The 19,210-nt window shown below is 64.5% G+C and carries 20 protein-coding genes and 1 tRNA gene; 7 read left to right on the top strand and 14 right to left on the bottom strand.

Features of this window, described 5'->3' with window-relative positions; all coding sequences use genetic code 11:
• Positions 1-83 precede the first annotated feature (83 nt).
• Positions 84-497 (bottom strand): rhodanese-like domain-containing protein, encoded by a 414-nt coding sequence (locus Q0743_RS31615; protein ID WP_298245338.1) that lies wholly within the window; start codon positions 495-497, stop codon positions 84-86.
• 225 nt (positions 498-722) lie between these two features.
• Positions 723-1,898, bottom strand: a complete 1,176-nt coding sequence (locus Q0743_RS31620) for a VWA domain-containing protein (protein ID WP_298245339.1) — start codon at positions 1,896-1,898, stop codon at positions 723-725.
• A 123-nt stretch (positions 1,899-2,021) separates the two neighbouring features.
• On the opposite strand from Q0743_RS31620, the gene Q0743_RS31625 reads away from it, so the two are divergent.
• From Q0743_RS31625 to Q0743_RS31635, 3 genes are all read left to right on the top strand, one after another.
• Complete coding sequence (locus Q0743_RS31625) at positions 2,022-2,267, top strand: GlsB/YeaQ/YmgE family stress response membrane protein (RefSeq protein ID WP_128917360.1); 246 nt, start codon at positions 2,022-2,024, stop codon at positions 2,265-2,267.
• A gap of 96 nt (positions 2,268-2,363) precedes the next feature.
• Entirely contained in the window at positions 2,364-3,206 is an 843-nt protein-coding gene (locus tag Q0743_RS31630; RefSeq protein ID WP_298245340.1) for a MoxR family ATPase, read from the top strand.
• A 1,101-nt stretch (positions 3,207-4,307) separates the two neighbouring features.
• Positions 4,308-5,132, top strand: a complete 825-nt coding sequence (locus Q0743_RS31635) for a GIY-YIG nuclease family protein (RefSeq protein ID WP_298245341.1) — start codon at positions 4,308-4,310, stop codon at positions 5,130-5,132.
• Positions 5,133-5,602: 470 nt separating this feature from the next.
• Here the strand turns inward: Q0743_RS31635 and Q0743_RS31640 are convergent, their stop codons facing one another.
• The 12 genes from Q0743_RS31640 to mnmA form a co-directional block, all read right to left on the bottom strand.
• On the bottom strand, positions 5,603-7,615 hold the full coding sequence (locus tag Q0743_RS31640) for a S8 family serine peptidase (RefSeq protein ID WP_298245342.1): 2,013 nt from the start codon (positions 7,613-7,615) through the stop codon (positions 5,603-5,605).
• A gap of 46 nt (positions 7,616-7,661) precedes the next feature.
• Positions 7,662-7,892 (bottom strand): hypothetical protein, encoded by a 231-nt coding sequence (locus Q0743_RS31645; RefSeq protein WP_298245343.1) that lies wholly within the window; start codon positions 7,890-7,892, stop codon positions 7,662-7,664.
• A 60-nt stretch (positions 7,893-7,952) separates the two neighbouring features.
• Positions 7,953-8,429, bottom strand: a complete 477-nt coding sequence (locus Q0743_RS31650; protein WP_298245344.1) for a hypothetical protein — start codon at positions 8,427-8,429, stop codon at positions 7,953-7,955.
• A gap of 86 nt (positions 8,430-8,515) precedes the next feature.
• Positions 8,516-9,340, bottom strand: a complete 825-nt coding sequence (locus tag Q0743_RS31655; RefSeq protein WP_298245345.1) for a BTAD domain-containing putative transcriptional regulator — start codon at positions 9,338-9,340, stop codon at positions 8,516-8,518.
• Between the two features lie 457 nt (positions 9,341-9,797).
• Positions 9,798-9,941, bottom strand: coding sequence for a hypothetical protein (locus Q0743_RS31660; protein WP_298245346.1), 144 nt, complete (start codon positions 9,939-9,941; stop codon positions 9,798-9,800).
• A gap of 454 nt (positions 9,942-10,395) precedes the next feature.
• The gene (locus Q0743_RS31665; protein ID WP_298245347.1) at positions 10,396-10,674 is read right to left on the bottom strand and encodes a DUF2934 domain-containing protein; all 279 of its coding nucleotides are present in this window, start codon (positions 10,672-10,674) and stop codon (positions 10,396-10,398) included.
• Positions 10,675-10,870: 196 nt separating this feature from the next.
• A complete protein-coding gene (locus Q0743_RS31670; RefSeq protein WP_298245348.1) occupies positions 10,871-11,056 on the bottom strand; it encodes a hypothetical protein in 186 nt (61 codons plus the stop codon).
• Positions 11,053-11,214 carry a DUF2934 domain-containing protein gene (locus Q0743_RS31675; RefSeq protein WP_298245349.1) on the bottom strand — a complete coding sequence of 54 codons (162 nt, stop codon included), beginning with the start codon at positions 11,212-11,214 and terminating at the stop codon, positions 11,053-11,055. The genes Q0743_RS31670 and Q0743_RS31675 overlap by 4 nt, the downstream gene beginning before the upstream one ends.
• A gap of 226 nt (positions 11,215-11,440) precedes the next feature.
• A tRNA-Met gene (locus tag Q0743_RS31680) sits at positions 11,441-11,517 on the bottom strand.
• Positions 11,518-11,771: 254 nt separating this feature from the next.
• Positions 11,772-12,128, bottom strand: coding sequence for a hypothetical protein (locus tag Q0743_RS31685; protein WP_298245350.1), 357 nt, complete (start codon positions 12,126-12,128; stop codon positions 11,772-11,774).
• Between the two features lie 84 nt (positions 12,129-12,212).
• Entirely contained in the window at positions 12,213-12,851 is a 639-nt protein-coding gene (locus Q0743_RS31690; protein ID WP_298245351.1) for a class I SAM-dependent methyltransferase, read from the bottom strand.
• A gap of 23 nt (positions 12,852-12,874) precedes the next feature.
• Positions 12,875-14,056, bottom strand: a complete 1,182-nt coding sequence (mnmA, locus tag Q0743_RS31695) for a tRNA 2-thiouridine(34) synthase MnmA (RefSeq protein ID WP_298245352.1) — start codon at positions 14,054-14,056, stop codon at positions 12,875-12,877.
• 348 nt (positions 14,057-14,404) lie between these two features.
• Here mnmA and Q0743_RS31700 point away from each other — a divergent pair, with 348 nt between their 5' ends.
• From Q0743_RS31700 to fliF, 4 genes are all read left to right on the top strand, one after another.
• Positions 14,405-16,027 (top strand): flagellar hook-length control protein FliK, encoded by a 1,623-nt coding sequence (locus tag Q0743_RS31700; RefSeq protein ID WP_298245353.1) that lies wholly within the window; start codon positions 14,405-14,407, stop codon positions 16,025-16,027.
• A 13-nt stretch (positions 16,028-16,040) separates the two neighbouring features.
• Positions 16,041-16,745 (top strand): flagellar hook capping FlgD N-terminal domain-containing protein, encoded by a 705-nt coding sequence (locus Q0743_RS31705; RefSeq protein ID WP_298245354.1) that lies wholly within the window; start codon positions 16,041-16,043, stop codon positions 16,743-16,745.
• Between the two features lie 382 nt (positions 16,746-17,127).
• Positions 17,128-17,403, top strand: coding sequence for a DUF1153 domain-containing protein (locus Q0743_RS31710; RefSeq protein ID WP_002714638.1), 276 nt, complete (start codon positions 17,128-17,130; stop codon positions 17,401-17,403).
• A 183-nt stretch (positions 17,404-17,586) separates the two neighbouring features.
• Positions 17,587-19,200 carry a flagellar basal-body MS-ring/collar protein FliF gene (fliF, locus tag Q0743_RS31715; protein WP_298245355.1) on the top strand — a complete coding sequence of 538 codons (1,614 nt, stop codon included), beginning with the start codon at positions 17,587-17,589 and terminating at the stop codon, positions 19,198-19,200.
• Positions 19,201-19,210: the final 10 nt, after the last annotated feature.

Consider the following 19,210-nt stretch of genomic DNA (forward strand, 5'->3'; position numbering starts at 1 on the left):
TCCAGTCGTCATGGCCGGGCTTGACCCGGCCATCCATCCTTCTTGAAATGATGGACACGCGGGTCAAGCCCGCGTGTGACAGGTTAGCCCTTCTTCTTCGGCTCCCACTTCTCCGTCGCGCCGCCGGCGTCGCGCCAGGCGGCGTAGCCGCCGGCGATGTGGGCGACGGGCTTAAGGCCCATATCCTGCGCGGTCTTGGCCGCGAGGGCGGAGCGCAGGCCGCCGGCGCAGTGGAAGACGAACTTCTTGTCCTCCTGGAAGATCGGCTTGGCGTAGGGGCTCTGCGGATCGATCCAGAACTCGAGCATGCCGCGGGTGCAGGCGAACGCGCCCGGGATGCGGCCGTCACGCTCGATCTCGCGGGGATCGCGGATGTCGACGATGACGACGTCGCCGTTCCCCGAGATCTCGATGGCGTCCTTGGCGGTGAGCGTCTCGATCTCGGCATTGGCCTCGTCGATCAGCGCCTTGATGCCGCGGGTGATGTTCTGGGGCATGTCGTTCTCCCTCAATTCATTCGTAGCCGTTGTTACAGCGTTTGCGGGCCGCACACTCGGTGCAACCTCTCCCGCTTGCAGGGGAGGTCGCGGCGCGAAGCGACGCGGGTGGGGGCTCTCTCCTCTTGGGAACGTCGCCCATGGCGACACCCCCTCCCCAACCCTCCCCCGCAAGCGGGAGAGGGAGCACACTGCCGTTGCCGATAGAGCCCGGCCTCGTCATGATCAGTGCGTCAGTTCCTTCATCGCACCTTCCAGCCCCTCGATCGTGATCGGGTACATGCGGCCCGCGAAGATGCGTTTGATGATGGTGGTCGATTCCGAATAGTCCCAGTGCTTCTGCTGCACCGGATTCAACCACACCGCATGCGGATAGGTGCGGATGATGCGGTCGAGCCAGATCGAGCCGGGCTCCTCGTTGACGTGCTCGACCGAGCCGCCGGGCACCATGATCTCGTAAGGCGACATCGAGGCGTCGCCGACGAACACGATCTTGTAGTCGTGCGGATATTTGTGCAGCACGTCCCAGGTCGGCGTGCGGTCGGTGAAGCGGCGCTTGTTCTGCTTCCACACGCCCTCATAGAGGCAGTTGTGGAAGTAGAAATACTCCATGTGCTTGAACTCGCTCTTCGCCGCCGAGAACAGCTCCTCGACCTGCTCGATATGCGCGTCCATGGAGCCGCCGATGTCGAAGAACACCAGCAGCTTCACCGCATTGCGCCGTTCGGGACGCATGTGCACGTCGAGATAGCCGTGATTGGCGGTCTCGCGAATGGTGGTGTCGAGATCGAGCTCGTCGGGTGCGCCGGTGCGCGCGAACTTGCGCAGGCGGCGCAGCGCCACCTTGATGTTGCGGATGCCGAGCTCGACATTGCCGTCGAGGTCCTTGAATTCGCGCTTGTCCCACACCTTCACGGCGCGGTTGTTGCGGTTCTTCTCCTGGCCGATGCGCACGCCTTCGGGATTGTAGCCGTGGGCGCCGAACGGCGAGGTGCCGGCGGTGCCGATCCACTTGCTGCCGCCCTGGTGCCGGCCCTTCTGCTCCTCGAGGCGCTTCTTCAGGGTCTCCATGAGCTTGTCCCAGCCCATGGCCTCGATCTGCTTCTTCTCTTCTTCGGTCAGGTACTTTTCTGCGAGCTTCTTCAGCCACTCCTCGGGGATCTCCGCCTTCTCCATGGCGTCGAGCAGGTTTTCCAGCCCCTTGAACACCGTGCCGAAGACGCGGTCGAACTTGTCGAGGTTGCGCTCGTCCTTCACCAGCGAGGCGCGCGACAGATAGTAGAAATTCTCGACCGAATAATCGCTGAGGTCGGCGTCGAGCGCCTCCATCAGCGTGAGGTATTCGCGCAGCGTCACAGGGACCTGCGCATCGCGCAGAGAGGTGAAGAATTGCAGGAACATGGCTGACAGATTGCCCGTCGGGGGACGAACGTCAAGGGGCGGAGATCGACCTTGGGTGCTGGACCGGGAGGCTTTTTGCTCTAGAATTGGCCGCCTCAAGGGGTTGTTTTGGGGACGTTTGCAATGGGAATTGTCGCAGCACTCATCATCGGCGCGATCGCAGGCTGGCTCGCGGGCAAGATTGTCCACGGGGCGGGATTTGGGTTGGTCGGCAACATCGTCGTCGGCATCATCGGCGCGCTGGTGGCGAGCTGGGTCTTGCCGCAGCTTCACATCGGGCTTGCGACGGGCACGTTCGGCGCCATCGTGGACGCCACGATCGGTGCGGTGATTGTGCTCGTCATCCTTTCGCTGATAAAACGGGTCTGAAAGCCTGACCGAACCAGGAACGGCCGCTGCGAGCGGCCGTTCGCTTGTCGCGACGGGATTTAACGCCTCTCGCCGACGATGACTCAAGGACACGCGATGAAATTTACCGGCACCAAGGACTATGTTGCGACCGACGATCTCAAGGTCGCCGTCAATGCCTCGATCGTGCTCGAGCGCCCGCTCCTGGTGAAGGGCGAGCCCGGCACCGGCAAGACGGTGCTGGCGGAGGAAGTGGCGAAGGCGCTGAACGCGCCGCTGCTGACCTGGCACATCAAGTCCACGACCAAGGCGCAGCAGGGCCTCTACGAATACGACGCGGTGTCGCGTCTGCGCGACAGCCAGCTCGGCGACGCCAGGGTGTCCGACATCAAGAACTACATCAAGCGCGGCAAGCTGTGGGAGGCCTTCACGGCCGAGCAGCGCCCGGTGCTGCTGATCGACGAGATCGACAAGGCCGACATCGAGTTTCCGAACGATCTGCTGCTCGAGCTCGATCGCATGGAATTCCATGTCTACGAGACCGGCGAGACGATCAAGGCCAAGCAGCGCCCGATCATGATGATCACCTCCAACAACGAGAAGGAGCTGCCGGACGCGTTCCTGCGCCGCTGCTTCTTCCACTACATCAAGTTCCCCGACGCCGACACGATGGGCCAGATCGTCGACGTCCACTTCCCCGGCATCAAGAAGCGCCTGGTGGAAGAAGCGCTGCGCATCTTCTTCGAGGTGCGCGAGGTGCCCGGGCTGAAGAAGAAGCCGTCGACGTCGGAGCTGCTGGACTGGCTCAAGCTGCTGCTCAACGAGGACATGAGCGTCGAGCAGCTGCGCGAACGCGACCCGCGAAAACTGATCCCGCCGCTGCACGGCGCGCTGCTCAAGAACGAGCAGGACGTGCATCTGTTCGAGCGGCTGGCGTTCTTGAGCCGACGGGAAGTGTAGGGCCTCTCGTGTCCCGGACGCGCTGCAGCGTGCAACGCTGCTGTGCAGAGCCGGGACCCAGGGCGGCACGGATTGCTCAGAGACATGGGCCCCGGCTCTGCAGCGCACCGCAAGGGCGCTGCGCTGCGTCCGAGGCACGAGAGCGGAGCTGGCGCGCGACTCTCTCCACGTCATTGCGAGGAGCCCTTGCGACGAAGCAATCCAGAATCTTGCCGCGGAGGGATTCTGGATTGCTTCGCTGCGCTCGCAATGACGGAGCATGAAGCGCCTTCCGCGCTTTTCCTATCGGCATTTTGACCTTCAGACACGCCTTCGCGTTCTCGCGGCTCATCTCGCCCGAGCTTTGCTTCATTCCTCGCCCCTCCAAAGAAAAGGGCGCAGGGAAGGCCGGGTGCCGACGGGCACCCGCGGTCTGCCGCGCGAAATGCACACGCGAAAAGACCGCACAGCAGCATACAGGTGTCGCCGATCACTCGGCCTTCCCTGCGCGATGGCTGGACGGCTTATGCCGTGATCTCCCGGGAGCCGACCATTCCTTCTGGCCTCCCTCGCCCTGCGAATTTGGATGATGCAGTCTGCCCGGTTGGGCTCGCTCGCACCTTCGCAGAACTTGACCGTGGCAACGACGGCCAGGACCACACGGTTTTGCCGTACGCACGGCCCGCCATTTCGCCCGCAGTATTCCCGACTCCGTCGACAGAGCCGGAAACTTACGAGCGAGACGAACCTAGCAGCGCCGTCGTCCGCACGCGGTTACGGACTCACAGGGACTACCCGCCCTGCCCGCACCTCTCATGCCGACGCTGCCGCGTCCACCGCAAGCCCGGCTCGCGATCAAGACGACCTCAAGTCGCCCCTCTTGGGTGAGCCGGGATGAGCGAGACATACGACAAAACCGAATTTCGGTAAAGTGGAATATTTTTGCGGGGAGGGGTTGACGGGGCGAAACAGGAGGCGGATTTCGTCCGACCCTAAGGCGAAAACGGCAACTGTAGCGTCTTTGGACTGCTATCGGCTCTTGGATGGCAAGGATCGAGGCGCAGCTTGATCGAGAGGCTTCCTTCGATAATCTTCAACGGCGGTATAGGGGGAGGCTGAAGGATGCTCATGTTTCGTCATGCAATGGAAGCAGATGGCATTAATCCGAGCGATGCCTGCATTCTTCGCCATCAGGATAATCGAGCCGATCCGGGGCGCAATCCATATCAGCTCTTTCTAAGGGATCGTCCGGCTTTCGATGAGTATCAGGCGGTCCAGAGTTTTGAGAACAGATCGAGGCTCAAAGCGCGATATTGGGCCTCGTTTGTTGGTACTCCCGGAAAGGGAACCCTTTTTTGCGGGCTCTACGCCAGCCATTACCTAGGGATTGGCGATAAGGATCTTGCACGTCCCCATCAACGCAATAGGATCGACAAGGCTGGGCACTATGATCGATATGAACTGACCTTGCAGGACGAACTCAGGCAATACATCGGCCTGATGTTCATCGATTGGGGCGAGGGATGGAGGAGTTGGATTCAGCGCAATAGCGACAAGCCGATCGTTGAGCTTCAACGACAATTTCATGAAGAACAATACCCAGGTCATTTGGCATTCGTGTCGCCACTTTCGGAACTGGCCTCGATTCCAACTACGTGGATTGAGGCTCTACGAAGCACAAAAGGGATATATTTGCTCACCTGCCCAAAGACCAAAGAGCAGTATGTTGGAAAAGCATCCGGCGAAGGCGGGTTCTGGGGTCGTTGGCAGGACTATATCGCTACCTCGCACGGAGGGAACATCCTGCTTAAGAGCCGCGATCCCAGCGACTATCAGGTGACGATCCTAGAAACTGTGGGGTCGATGAACGAAGATCAGCTTGATAATTTGGAATCTCGATGGAAGCGTAAATTGCAAAGTCGCGAAATGGGATTGAATGCGAACTGATTGTTTTCGTTGTTTGCCTAGGTCGGCATGGATGGTGCCACTGGCATTGGTGCCGGCGGTGCCCTGCACGCTCGATGAATTGGTCGAGGTCTGGCCCGCGGACGAGCCGCCTGAATTGCTTGGCGCGCGGGACGCGTAGAGCGAAGCAAAACCCATCAAGGCGTCTTTGATGCCGGCACATGATGGGCTTCGCAAGGACTCCCCCCATCTTACGACTGCGTCCGGGGCTCGAGAGCGCGTGAAGCGCGCGCTCCCCTCACACCGTCATTGCGAGCGCAGCGAAGCAATCCAGAATCCTTCCGCAGAGGGATTCTGGATTGCTTCGTCGCAAGGGCTCCTCGCAATGACGCGGGCAAGTCCATCGCGAACGGAACACCAATTCCCGGCTTTGTGAAGCTGTCGCAGCAAACGCGCGGGGCACAGCGGCGGTTGCCGCTGTGCCCCTTATCCCTCATTCGCATTGGCCCGCGTTACAGCAATCCGACCCTGTGCATGATCTCCCGGATCTGGGCCGGATCAGGATCCATCATCGAGGGGACGAATGTGGCGCTTGCCGTCTGTGCGGGACCGCGGGCGACGTAGCTCGAGCCGCTTTGCGCGGGATCGGCGGACTGCAGCGCCATCGCGCCTGCCGTTTGTGCCGGGCCGCGTGCCACGTGGCTCGCGCCGGCCTGCACGGGAGCGGCCGACTGCGGCGCCGGGGCGCCCGCCGGAACCACGCTCGGTGCTTCGGCCGGCGGCAATCCGAGCAGACGACGCAGCGTTGCCAGCGACGGATCGGTAGCGGCGGCAACCGGGGCGATTCCGGTTTCGAGGCCGAGCGCCCGCATCGCGTTCGGCAGTCCCGCGCCGGTCCGGTTGGGGTCGCCGAATTGCAGCGGCGTCGCGGTTTCCTTCAGGATCTGGAACAGCCGCTCGACACGGTGTGCATCGCGATTCTGGAAGTTGCCCTTGGTGAAATCCGGATGGTGCGCCAGCACGAGCGCGGCCAGGCCCGTGACATGCGGCGTCGCCATCGAGGTCCCGTCCCATGCGCCGAAACCATCGGCGGGAAGCGACGAGACGATGCCGACGCCGGGCGCGCAGACGTCGACCTCCGGTCCGAAGCAGGAGAATTTTGCCGGGAAATATCCGTCGCGGCTCTGGAAGCCGTCGAGCGCCTGCTGCGAATGATAGCTGTCGTCGGGGAACTCGCCCCACTTGCCGAGCGCGGCGACCGCCAGGCAATGCGGCGTCGAGGCGGGAAACTGCACCGGCCCCGACGAATTGCCGGCAGCGATGATGCAGGCCATGCCCATCTGCTTGGCGCGGATGATGCGCTCCTCGATGATCTGCGAGGGGTCGCCGCCACCCAGGCTCATATTGACGACGTCGATGCCGTGCTCCATGCAGTAGTCGAGCGCAGAGACGAGATCGCTGAACCGGCCGCCGGGGAAGATGCGGCAGACATGAATTTCCGCCGCCGGCGCGAAGCCGCGGATTCCGCCGCCGGCGCCGACCGGACCGCCGGCGATGATCCCGGCGCAATGCGAGCCATGGCCGATCGTGTCGACGGTCCACGCCGCCTTGTCGTTGCCGACGATGCTGGTGCCCACCGTGATGCCGTGCAAATTGCGATGAGTCGGCGCCAGGCCGGAATCGATGATCGCGATCTTGATACCGGCACCGTCAAAGGACGGCGGCAGTCGATCGAGTCCCATCGCGCGCTCGCCCCACCCCATCAATTGCTGGCCGGGGAAGTTCCGCAAGACTGCGCCGAGCGCCCTCACCACGATCCGGTTGACGCTGTTGGGAACGAGCTGCGGACGATCGAGCCAGAAGGTCCAGTAGTCGATCTTCGGTTTGACGAGGATCGAGCGAATGGTCTCCGGCGTTTCGCCCTGGAGGGTCACCGTGGCACGGCCGGTGGCGTCGGTGATGCCCTGTGCCGGCCACATGCTGCCGAACACATAGACCTCGGCTTCGGGCAGCGGGCCGTCCTGGCCCAATACTTCGATCGTCGCAGTGAAGCCGTCAGCCAGCGGCGTCAGCACGCCCGGATTGGGAAGCTGCGGCGTGGTCGGATCGAGCATATAGGCCAGCCGCTCGTCACGCTCCACCGCGCAGCGCCCTTGCGCCTGGGTCTGCAGCAACTTGGCCTTGTCGGGAGTCATCTTGGCGAGGACCAGCGGACTGAGCGGCACCTGTCCGAGCTCCGCGCTCTGGAATCCGAACAGGCGCGGCGGAGAGACCGTCTTCACCACTTCGATGTCGGGGCTGTTGGTGAGCTGCTGGGTCAGAAAGTCGACGCTGAAGGTCGCAAGCCCGGGCTGCTGCTGCGGCGCGATCATGAACTGCGATCGGCGCGATGTGATCGTTGCGGGCCCCGGCGCCGGTGCCGGTCCGGCACCGTGTCCGGGATCCACGCCGTTGCCGTTTGCCGCCGCTTCGGTCGCTTCGTGCTCGCGTTGCCCGGACGTTCCTGGTTTGCCTTTCGTGGCCATTGCAGCCTCCTTGATGTTTTGCGTGTCCAATGTTTGCCCACCGAAATCAGTCGGCATCGAATGGCTTCAACGCTGAATTCGGTTCGACCACGAGCGTGGCAAACGTCGACTTCAGGCGATCGGCCTGTGTCTTCGTCATCGCAAGGATGACGACGTCGGGAGCGACCTGCGCTATTCGCGTCACGCCGGGCTCACCCCGCAGGTGTTCGTTGAGCTGACCGGATCGGACCGGGTCTCCCTGCACGATGAATTGCTGCGACGTGTTTGAATCCGCCATCTGGCTTCCATCCATTCTGTGCGCAGGGGCGGGCGTGCGCCCGCCCTCTGCGTGTCGGGTCTAGTGCATCGTGCCACCGGGCTGGCCGGCGTTGAAGACGCCGAGTTGGCGACCGATATCCAGGCCGGTCTGGGCACCCTGGCCGATCTTCTTCAGCACGCTCCAGAAGCTCTGCAGCTCCATGTCGGTGGGCGGCGTGCTTGCTGCCGGCTCCATGCCGGGCTGGGCGCTGAACACGCCGAGCTGGTGACCGATATTCACGCCGGTCTGCACGCCCTGGCCGATCTTCTTCAGCACGCTCCAGAAGCTCTGCAGTTCCATGTCGGAGACCTGCGCCGAACCTTGCGTTTCCGGACCGGCCGAAAACGGCAGGAAACCTCCGCCGATGTTTCCGACGACACCACCGATGGTCTTCCCATTCTTGCCGCCGAGCAGATTGCCGATAACGCGTCCGGCCGCACCGCCGAGGATGGAGCCGAATATCCCCTGCGGGTCCAGTTGGCCGTAGTCCTCATACTGCTGCTGTGTTCCAGTCATGATCAACGTCTCCTGATGAAGTGCCTGACCCGCGAGCGACACGCGCTTCCCGAAGGGAGTCGGGATCACTGTGCGGTCGGCCAGTGCTACGACAGGGATCGTGATGCAGGCGTCACGTCGAGCGTGAAAGTTGCGTCAAAGTTCTTGGCGAGCGGCAATTTGAGTGAGGCAGATCGCGGGGAATTGCAGAACATGCGGCGAATTTCGCGCTGCAATTGTTCGGTCTCCTGATCCGGCACCGCGCGAACGTCCCGCCACAGCACGGAGCGGCAAAGGTCATACTGACGCAAAGCGTCGGCACGGCGACCGTGCTTCGCATAACAGCGCATCAATATGCGATGGACCCCCTCCTGAAGCGGGTCGATGGCGAGAATGCGCAGCGCGAGTGCGATCGCGATATCCACGTGCTCGCGCCCGTCGGCGTCCAGCAGGCCCGCAAGCGCCTGCATCGCTTGCGTCCTCAGTCGCTGACGCTCGGCCGACAGCCAGGCCTCGAATTGGCAGGACGTCGAGCTGAGGCCCTCGAGAAGGTCGCCTCGATAAAGCACCGCCGCACGGGCCAGCCGCTCGGGATGGCCCTCCCTCAGCAAGCGCTCGAATTCGCCGACATCGGTACTTATCGTGGTCGGGCAGATCCAGATGTCGCCGCGATCGGCCGAGATCACATCGGGATATTGCGGCAGCACGCGCCGCAAGGTGAGCAGAGCTTGTCGAAGGCTGGCGCGCGCGCGATCGCTGAAGTGGCCGTCCCATAACAGCGTGGCGAGCTTGCCGCGTGAAATGGCCCGTGGGGAACTCAGCGCGACATAGCCCAGAAGAGTTGCAGCCTTGCGGCTGGGGATCGGTACCGACTCACCGGAAGCAGAAATAACCTCGACACCGCCGAAGAGATTGATGTGGAGCAGCGACATTGTCCTTATCCTCGGTCATTGTCTTCCGTCCCTCATGTCATCCACAGGCGAACATTTTTCTTCTGATCGCGACCGCCAAGTGTGGACAGCACCCATCGCCCACACGTCGTCGGCCAAGTCGAAATGCTCGCGGCCACCATACAACCTGAATTAGACAAAGCAACGTACGTCGCCTGGCACCGCGTCAGCAAATTGTGAGCCGCTAAATTTCAAAGTGTGAGGTAGCCCATAGGCAGAATGCGAATTGCAGGCGCGGCGATCGCTCGCATTTGATGCATTCGACGACGACGAGGGGAACAGCGGCGCGCGCCTGCTTGATATGTGACGCTGAACGCTGGGCAAATCTCGTTGGATCGCTGCGGTGGTTGCGTGAGCGGTCCGACGCACGTGAGCATCGTGCACTTGCCGCGCTGAGGCGTGAACGAGCAGAAACGAAACCGCGTACCGCGGACGTGCGTCAGAAAGCCGCTGCGCGTATGTCAGTCACAGTCACCGATTTCTTCTGCATGAAAACTCGGACGACGGTGGAGAGGAAGGAGTTCCACCAATCCAGCACACCGTCGCGCGCCTTGTCGCCGCAAGCCGCGTCGGGCACCGGCATGCTTCGCATCGCCGGAGCGCTCCGTAGTGCCCGAAGCGGGATGAAAGAGCGAAGCGAAACTCAACAGGATTCTCACTTCCGAGACGCGATGGTTTCGCAAGGGCTCTCCCCCTGCCAACGTCCAGGATCTCGCGCGGCTCCTGGCCTTTCCATCAATTGTGCACTGTGTGGTTCAGATCACAGCAGAATCGCGCACCTTCGCCTACAAACATCCTGCATGGCCGCAAACAAGGTAACGGCGGTACGCGTGAGGCTGCGGCGACGATCGACAGCTCCGGACTTTTCGAGGCCGCCTGGGTGAAGAGCCCGGCGGCTTTCTTCTTTGCAACGCAGCACTGAGGACGTGGAGGACCGGGCCTTCGCCGCGCCGAAGGGCCTCAGTCCCGCAGGCGGGACGAGCCCGGGCATGACGAATTCTCGACGCGATGCTTCTCGATCGAGGTGAAGCTTTCGCCTACGGACCGCCCGCGCCCTTGCGCTCCTCGCGCTCGTCCTCCAGCTGCCGCTCCGCGTCGAGCCAGAACTCGAGATCGCGACCCGCCGGCCGTCCCGCCTGCTCCCAGAGCTCGTAGGCCCGGGTGCGGACCTGGCCGCGGCGCATCATGCGGCGGAGCTTTCGCTTCAGCTCCTCGGCAAAGCTGCGGAAGCGATGGCCGGTGGGTTCGTCCTTGACGAGCGCGGCCGCTCGCGTGGCGAGTTCGATCTGGTGCTCTATCTTCTTCTGCTCGTCCACCGCCGATGCTGCCGTGGGAAAGTGTTGTTGTCAGAGCCCGTGCTGTTCAAGCAGTGAATTCATTTCCGGGATGGTCCGTTCCCTCGGCGCGGCATGGGAAGAGCGCAGCGAAACTCATCGGAATCTGGATGACGTGGCGCATGACGGGTTTCGCAAGGGCTCACCCCATTCTGCGCATCACATCAAGTCGACGTCGCTAGTGCCAGGTCGTATCGGCCTCGACGATCACCGCCCTGACTTCCGGATCCTCGGTGGTGTTGCAGGTGCAGGGCATGCCCTCGCCGCAGCGGCAGCCGCCGGGCTTGTCGCTCCAGGCTCGGAGTGGATGGTTTTCACAGACCCATCCGAGACCGCGGCAGAACGGGCACAGCTTCTCGGTCACAGCGTATCCGGCGTGCGCAAGGTGCTCGACTTGTCCTCGTTGCGCAGCTCCTGCTCGGCGGCGTGCCAGAACTCGTCGTCACGGCCTTCGGGCTTGCCGGCCTGCTCCCAGAGGCGATGCGCGCGGTCTCTGATCTCCTGCTCGGTCGGGTCGGACAATGGTGTCTCCTGCTGATGACGCACGGCCCACCCTGGGGGGGCATGGGGGGCTTGGAGGCGGGCCGTGCAGGCCAGCAATCGGCGGCGACTCTGGCCCGCGGATTCAAGCGTCGATCGTGCCCTGGAGTTCCTAGCCGCGCGTCGGGGCGACGCCGCAACGAAGGCGCGCCGTGCTGCTCGCGACGCGAGCCGTGCCTGCCGATATCGGGAGCGAGGAGATGAGAATTGGTAGCGGGAGAGGGACTCGAACCCCCGACCCCAGGATTATGATTCCCGTGCTCTAACCAGCTGAGCTACCCCGCCACAGGGTCGCGAACGGCGAAAGGCCGATCTCGCGAACGCGCGGCATATAAAGAAGGGGGCGGCGGGAAGTCAAGCTAAGGTCGGGCGATTGGCCGCGTGAATTCGGCGCCGGATTCAGTCGATTTCGGGCGTCCGACTCGCGGTCGCTCCCCTCACCCTGAATCCGCGCTTTTGCGCGGATTTCGGCCGCATCCGCCTTCGCCAAGGCTACGGCGGAACAAGGGCGGGGAGAGGCGAAGGACGCGCGAAATCTCCTACTTCGGCCTCACATTGGGGTCGCCGCCGGGGCTGCCGGGGGGCGGGATCACCGGGGTGTTGCCGCCGGCGTCCGGGGCCGGGGCGTGCATCTCGGGATCAACCCCGGCGGGCGGGCAGAGCACGCCGTCGGATTTCGCCAGCTTGTCGCCGAGCGGTTCCCGCGACTGGCCGGTGGTGGTGCCGTCGGCCTGCCGGTTGGGCCGGTCCTGCGGCAGGCAGTTGGCGGCATGTTGCGGGGATGGCGGCGCGGTCGCTTGCGGCGGCGTCGCCGGGGCGGGGGGCGCCTGCGCGATCGCACCGCCGGAGGCGGCGACCGCGAGGCTGGCCAGGATGATGTTCGCTATCGTGCGCATGGAAGCAAAACGCGCGGGAACGGGGCGATGTTCCCGGGCGGTGCGCGATGTGATCGGAGATGACCGAGCAAGCGCCTCGTGCGGCTACGCCTTGCGGTAGCGGATCAGCGAAAAGTGACCCATCGGCGGCATCGGGCGGCGCTCCGTCAGCGTGATGCCGCCGTGTTTGGCGGCCCAGTTGACGAGGCGGGCCCAGGGGAATTCCGGGCGCCAGCCGAGGCGGCGGGCGATCGGGGCAAAGCCGAGCTCGAACAGTTTGCGCGGACCACTCTCGGCGCCGATGTGGTTGACCAGGATCAGCTCGCCGCCCGGCTTGAGCACGCGCACGAACTCGTCGAGCGTGCCTTCGGGATCGGGCACGGCGGTGATGACGTATTGCGCCACCACCGCGTCGAAGAAGTTTGATGGGAAGGCGAGGTTCTTGGCGTCCATCACCGAGAGCACTTCGACATTGGAGAGGCGAAGCGCGCGCACGCGCTGCTGCGCCTTGCGCAGCATCGGCTCGGAAATGTCGACGCCGCAGATCTTCGTGGTGCGCGAATAATCGGACAGCGACAGGCCGGTGCCGACGCCGACGTCGAGGATGCGCCCGCCGATGCGATCGGCCTCCGCGATGGTCGATTGCCGGCCGGCGTCGAACACCTTGCCGAACACGAGATCGTAGACCGGTGCCCAGCGGCCATAGGCCTTCTCGACCCCGGCCCGCGAGATGTCTGCTGCCATGCCCCCTGCCCTGCCCGGAATGTCTAGCCGCGCACCGCTTCAGCGAGCGGCCTCGCTGCGTTGCTTGCGACCTTCGCGGCGGCGCTCTGAATGAAGCCGCCGCCGAGCACGCGCGCCTGCCCCGAAGGCGCGTCGTAGAACACGCAGGCCTGGCCGGGCGAGACGCCCTCCTCGCCGGCGACGAGCTCGACCTCGTAATGGCCGTCGCTGCCGCGCAGCCACGCCGGCTGCGGCGCGCGCGTCGAGCGGACGCGCACGAACAGCTCGAGGCCGGCGCCGATGGCGCGGTCGATGTCGCCGCCGCCGATCCAGTTGACGTCGCGCAGGGCGATGCGGTGCATCTTCAGGGCATCGCGCGGGCCGACGACGACGCGGCGGGTCGCTGCCTCCAGCCGCACCACGAACAGCGGCGCGTGGGCGGCGATGCCGAGGCCGCGGCGCTGGCCGACGGTGAAATTGGCGATGCCGTTGTGCCGGCCGAGCACGCGTCCCTCGAGATCGACGATGTCGCCGGGATCCATCGCGTTCGGCCGCAGGCGGGTGATGATGTCGGTGTAGCGGCCGGTCGGCACGAAGCAGATGTCCTGGCTATCGTGCTTGTCGGCGACGCTGAGGCCGAAGCGGCGCGCGAGCTCGCGCGTCTCGGGCTTGGTCATGTCGCCGAGCGGAAAGCGCAGGAAGTCGAGCTGCTCTTGCGTCGTCGCGAACAGGAAATAGCTCTGGTCGCGGTCGGCGTCGGCGGCGCAGACCAGCGCGCGCGAGCCGTCCTCGCGCCGGCGCGAGGCGACGTAATGGCCGGTGGCGAGCGCCTGCGCGCCGAGCTCGCGCGCGGTCTTCAGGAGGTCGCGGAATTTGACCGAGCGGTTGCACTCGATGCAGGGCACCGGCGTTTCACCGAGCGCATAGGAGTCGGCGAAATTGTCGATGACAGACTCGCGAAAGCGGTCCTCGTAGTCGAGCACGTAATGGGGAATGCCGAGCTTGGCGGCGACGTCGCGGGCGTCGTGGATGTCCTGGCCGGCGCAGCAGGCGCCCTTGCGGTGGGTCGCCGCGCCATGGTCGTAGAGCTGCAGCGTGATGCCGACGACGTCGTAGCCTTCCGCCTTCAGAAGCGCAGCCGTCGTCGAGGAATCGACGCCGCCCGACATGGCGACAACGACCCTGGTGTCCTCAGGACGGCCTTCGAGATCCAGACTGTTGAGCATGGGCCTTAAGGGGTTGTGACGGCGGCGTGCGGCGATCCGCGATTTCATGCCTCTCGCGGGACATCGGCGATCCCCGGGAACTTCAGTTCCCGAAAGGCACGGCGGCCCGGTCGAAAGCGGCTGAGAGTAACCTCTTTAATATAGGCGGCATTCCGGTGAAGCAATCACGCACGCCACGGGCTTAGGGCAATTCTTGCCGGGGCGGCAGAAATGGCGGGGTTGCGGCGGGCCCCAGTGCGCCGGCCACGAATCATCAACATATTGATTTTGCTGTATAAAATCACGCCCGACGGCGCTGGCCCGCTCCTTGCTCCCTTGATGCCGAAGTTTGTTTCCAAGGGGTCGCCTGTGGTCAGTCGTACGTCAGATGTCGTGGCCAGCGTGCAAGTTCCGAGCACGCAGCAAAAACCTGCGCGGTCGCAGAGCACCAAGGACGCGCAGCAGGCGCCCGACTCCTTCGGGTCGCTGGTCGACAGCAACACCCAGGCCATCAACACCAACGCCGCCGCGCAGGACAGCGCACCGCGCCGGAGCGATCCGTCCTCCGCCGACAAGGGCCCGCGCGACACCTCCTCCACGGATCAACCCGCGCAGAGCAGGGCGAGCGACGACACGTCCGCCTCCGCCAGGGACGACAAGACTGGCGATACCACCGCCGATCCGGCCAAGGACGCCGGGATCAAGGCCAAGGATAAGACCAAGGATAAGACCAAGGACAAGTCCGAGACCTCGGACGCCAAATCGGCTGACGCGTCCGACGAGACCAAGGGCGAGGCCACCGATGGGCTTGCCGCCGCCGTGGATGCGGCGGCAACCGCGCCGACCGATGCGGCGCAGGCCGCCGTGCCTGATCCGAACGCCATCGTGGTTGCCGCACCTAGCGTCCCGACCGATGCGAACGCCGCGCCGAGCCAGGCCGCCACCTCGTCACCGCTGACGATTGCTGCCGCCGGCATCGCCGCCAGCGCCTCGACCGCGGCGCAGATCGCGGGCGGCAAGACCGACACCGCCACGCCGGAAGACAAGAGCGCCAAGACCGCCGGCGCCAAGGTCGACGCCGACACTTCGGCGGCGCTGGGCGATGCCGCGACCGGCGCAACCGATGCGACCGCGACCGACACCAAGCCGACTGCCGGACTGATCCCCGTCAATCAGGGTACGCCGAAAACCTCGTTCCAGGCCGTCGCCACCGCGCAAGGCCAGTCCGACGTCTCCAATATCGGCCAGGACACCGGCAAGGCGAACGCCGCCACCGCGCAGGCGCCGGGCGCTGCGACCGCCAATGCGGCCGCGCATCCGCAGGTCGCCAAGCCGCAGGCAGACGGCGCAGCGACCGAGACCAAGCCGGGTGCGGCCGACCGCACCGCCGATGCGCCCCAGGGCGCGCCGACCACGCCCACCCATGCAGGCCCGCAAGGTCTGGTCGCCCCGACCGACACCAGCGCCCAGGCCGCTGCGGCCGTGCAGGCGCCGCTGACGAATACGACTTCGACCGCGTCCGCATCGACCGCGACGTTGACCGCGACCGCGGCCACCAACATGGCCGTGCCTGTCACCGGCATCCCGGTCGAGATCGCGGCCGCGATCCGCTCCGGCAAGTCCCGCTTCGACATCAGCCTCGATCCGGCCGAGCTCGGCCGCATCGATGTGCGCATCAACGTCGACCGCGCCGGCAACGTCACCTCGCATCTCACCGTGGAGAAGCCGGAGACGCTGCAGATGCTGCGCCAGGACGCGCCGCAATTGCAGCGCGCGCTCGATGATGCCGGCCTCAAGACCGGCAGCAACGGATTGTCATTCAGCCTGCGCGACCAGAACTCGTCGGGCCAGAATTCCGGCCAGGGCAACGACAATGGCGGCAATGCCCGCCGGCTGATCATCAGCGAGGACGACAGCGTTCCCGCCGCGCCCGTGGGACGCAGCTACGGCCGCATGCTCGGTTCAAGCAGCGGCGTCGATATCAGAGTGTGAGGAGTATCAGGCCATGACCACCACGAATGCCGCTACCGCGCCCTCCGTCGTCTCCGGGACGACCGACCTTCCGAAATCCTCCTCGTCGAACTCGCTGAGCTCGACCACGGGATCGACGCTCGCCGGCAACTTCCAGACCTTCCTGACGCTGCTGACGACGCAGTTGCAGAACCAGAACCCGCTGGATCCGCTCGACACCAACCAGTTCACCCAGCAGCTGGTGCAGTTCGCCGGCGTCGAGCAGCAGCTCAAGACCAACGATGCGCTGTCCCAGCTCGTCACCCTGCAGCAGACCACGCAGGCGACCCAGGCGCTGGGCTTCGTCGGCAAGACCGCCCTGGTCGACGGCTCCACCGCGACCATGAAGAACTCCTCGGCGACCTGGCACCTCAACGTGCCCACGGATTCGACCGTCGACATCACCGTCGCCAATGCCAGCGGCCAGACCGTGTTCACCGGCAAATATACCGCCGCCGCCGGCACCGACATTCCCTTCACCTGGAACGGCCAGGGCAATGACGGCACGCAATGGCCCGACGGCAAGTACACGATCTCGGCAACCGGCAAGGACGTGGCGAACAACAATGTCGGCATCGCCGCGCAGGTGCAGGGCACCGTGTCGTCCGTCGACCTGACCCAGTCGCCGCCGCTGCTGACCATCGACGGCAACAGCTACACGCTCAGCCAGGTCAAGAGCATCATCGCGACCAGCAATTAAGGGCGGGGAGGTGCTCGCCACATAACGCGGTGTCATCCCCGCGAACGCGGGGATCCATAACCACAGGACGCCATTTGGCGAAGACCCGTAGTTCGTAAAGTCATTTTTTGGTACCGCGTCCCATCGCGAGATCACGCGGTATGGGTCCCTGCCTTCGCGGGGACGACGGCCGAGAGAGCCCGCCGTGGGCTCCATTCGTTAGTAAAGTATTGACGCAGACCCCCTCGACCGGCCCGGACGCCCCGTTCCGCCGGCCGAGACGGCGCCGCTTCGGCCATTTTCAACGAGAATTGTATTGAAGCCTTAGGCTTAGCGGATTTTTAAGCCGCCGGGCGTAGGGTTACGGGCGTGAGTTCAGTGGTTGAGAGTTTGTGAGTACGCCATGACAGAACCCCATCGCCCGAGGGTAAAATACGTCATCGGGCCGGACGGCAGTCCGTTGACGATCGCGGATCTGCCAGCACCCGGCACCAAACGCTGGGTCATCCGCCGCAAGGCCGAAGTCGTCGCCGCCGTGCGCGGTGGACTTCTCTCCCTCGAGGAGGCCTGCAGCCGTTATACCCTGACGGTCGACGAATTCCTCTCCTGGCAGTTTTCCATCGACCAGCATGGTCTGGCGGGTCTTCGCACCACCCGCATTCAGCAATATCGCCAGTAAGCGATCCGGAAATCTGCGGCTTTTGACGAAAATCGGCCTCGCCCCGCGAGGCCGATTTTTTTCATGTTCGCTACTTTTGTCCGACCTCTTAACCTTCGTTAACCATATCGAAACCATCACCTAGGCAATAATTGCCCAGTCGGCCTTTCCAGTGAAAGCGGCCGAATCTGTTGGGGCGGTTGCTTGCAAGGTCTTGCGGACTTTTTGAAGAGTATCGGCGCCGCCCGGTTCGGGGCGATGATCGCGGTCACCGCCGCGCTCATCGGCTTTTTCGCGTTCGTCATCATGCGCGTTACCACGCCGCAGATGACGACGCTGTTCACCGACCTCAGCGTCGAGGATTCCTCCAGCATTATCAAGGACCTGGAGCGCCAGGGCATCCAGTTCGAGATCCGCAATGAGGGCTCCATCATCATGGTGCCCAAGGATAAGGTCACGCGCCTGCGGATGAAGCTCGCCGAGGGTGGCCTGCCCAAGGGCGGCGGCGTCGGCTATGAGGTGTTCGACAAGTCGGATGCGCTCGGCACCACCTCTTTCGTCCAGAACATCAATCATTTGCGCGCCCTCGAAGGCGAGCTCGCCCGCACCATCCGCGCCATCGACCGCATCCAGGCCGCCCGCGTCCATCTGGTGCTGCCCGAGCGCCCGCTGTTTGCGCGTGAGGCGCCGGAGCCCTCGGCCTCGATCGTGGTCCGCGTCCGCGGCGCGCTGGAAGCCCAGCAGATCCGCGCCATCCGCCACCTCGTCGCCTCCGCCGTCAACGGCCTGAAGCCCCAGCGCGTCTCGATCGTCGACGAGGCCGGCCAGCTGCTCGCCGACGGCGCGGCGACCGATCCGGAGCAGGCGGTCGGCGACGAGCGCCGCATCAACTTCGAGAAGCGGATGCGCAAGCAGGTCGAGGACATCGTCTCCTCGGTGGTCGGCTCCGGCCGCGCCCGCGTTCAGCTCTCCGCCGATTTCGACTTCAACAAGGTGACCCAGACCTCGGACAAGTACGACCCCGAAGGCCGGGTGCTGCGCTCGAGCCAGACCCGCGAAGAGCAGAGCATGACCGCCGACAACAACGGCCAGGTCACGGTCAACAACGAGCTGCCCGGCAACCAGCAGAACAACGGCGTCGCGGCCAAGGACCAGAGCAAGAAGACCGAAGAGACCAACAATTACGAGATCTCCCGCACCACCAAGACCGAGGTGACCGAGGCCGGCCGGGTCAACCGCATCTCGGTCGCGGTGCTGGTCGACGGCATCTACACCAAGAACGACAAGGGCGAGCTGGCCTACACCGACCGCACCAAGGAGCAGCTCGACCGCATCGCCACCCTGGTGCGCTCGGCGATCGGCTTCGACCAGAAGCGCGGCGACCAGGTCGAGGTCGTCAACCTGCGCTTCGCAGACGCCCCCTCCACCGCTCCGATCGGCGAACCCAGCGGCTTCCTCGGCATGCTGCAGTTCACCAAGGACGACGTCATGTACTTCGTCGAGCTTGGCGTGATGATGCTGCTCGGCCTCGTCGTGCTGTTCCTGGTGATCCGCCCGCTGGTCAAGCGCATCCTCGCCTCCGACGAGGTCGCCGCCGCGATCTCCGGCGTGCTGACCGGCCCCGCCGCTTCGGAAGAGGCGGCCCCGGCCAGCGGCCAGCCGATGCTGCCGAGCGGCGCCGCGAGCGCGATCGACGTCGCCACCATCCAGGGCCAGGTCCACGCCCAATCCGTTCATCGCGTCGGCGAGCTCGCCGAGCGCAACCCCAACGAAACCGTCGCCATCATCCGCCAGTGGCTGACCGAACCAGCCAAGTAATCCAGCGAAG

This window comes from uncultured Bradyrhizobium sp., assembly GCF_936943645.1.
Lineage (GTDB): Bacteria > Pseudomonadota > Alphaproteobacteria > Rhizobiales > Xanthobacteraceae > Bradyrhizobium.

What these genes read in the sequence shown, in the direction of transcription:
- Q0743_RS31685 (WP_298245350.1), bottom strand. Translation starts at nt 12,128, where the DNA reads ATGCGCACGATAGCGAACATCATCCTGGCCAGCCTCGCGGTCGCCGCC.
- mnmA (WP_298245352.1), bottom strand. Translation starts at nt 14,056, where the DNA reads ATGCTCAACAGTCTGGATCTCGAAGGCCGTCCTGAGGACACCAGGGTC.
- Q0743_RS31640 (WP_298245342.1), bottom strand. Translation starts at nt 7,615, where the DNA reads ATGGCCACGAAAGGCAAACCAGGAACGTCCGGGCAACGCGAGCACGAA.
- Q0743_RS31705 (WP_298245354.1), top strand. Translation starts at nt 16,041, where the DNA reads ATGACCACCACGAATGCCGCTACCGCGCCCTCCGTCGTCTCCGGGACG.
- Q0743_RS31690 (WP_298245351.1), bottom strand. Translation starts at nt 12,851, where the DNA reads ATGGCAGCAGACATCTCGCGGGCCGGGGTCGAGAAGGCCTATGGCCGC.
- Q0743_RS31615 (WP_298245338.1), bottom strand. Translation starts at nt 497, where the DNA reads ATGCCCCAGAACATCACCCGCGGCATCAAGGCGCTGATCGACGAGGCC.
- Q0743_RS31630 (WP_298245340.1), top strand. Translation starts at nt 2,364, where the DNA reads ATGAAATTTACCGGCACCAAGGACTATGTTGCGACCGACGATCTCAAG.
- Q0743_RS31620 (WP_298245339.1), bottom strand. Translation starts at nt 1,898, where the DNA reads ATGTTCCTGCAATTCTTCACCTCTCTGCGCGATGCGCAGGTCCCTGTG.
- Q0743_RS31635 (WP_298245341.1), top strand. Translation starts at nt 4,308, where the DNA reads ATGCTCATGTTTCGTCATGCAATGGAAGCAGATGGCATTAATCCGAGC.
- Q0743_RS31650 (WP_298245344.1), bottom strand. Translation starts at nt 8,429, where the DNA reads ATGACTGGAACACAGCAGCAGTATGAGGACTACGGCCAACTGGACCCG.
- Q0743_RS31645 (WP_298245343.1), bottom strand. Translation starts at nt 7,892, where the DNA reads ATGGCGGATTCAAACACGTCGCAGCAATTCATCGTGCAGGGAGACCCG.
- Q0743_RS31625 (WP_128917360.1), top strand. Translation starts at nt 2,022, where the DNA reads ATGGGAATTGTCGCAGCACTCATCATCGGCGCGATCGCAGGCTGGCTC.
- Q0743_RS31655 (WP_298245345.1), bottom strand. Translation starts at nt 9,340, where the DNA reads ATGTCGCTGCTCCACATCAATCTCTTCGGCGGTGTCGAGGTTATTTCT.
- Q0743_RS31660 (WP_298245346.1), bottom strand. Translation starts at nt 9,941, where the DNA reads ATGCCGGTGCCCGACGCGGCTTGCGGCGACAAGGCGCGCGACGGTGTG.
- Q0743_RS31710 (WP_002714638.1), top strand. Translation starts at nt 17,128, where the DNA reads ATGACAGAACCCCATCGCCCGAGGGTAAAATACGTCATCGGGCCGGAC.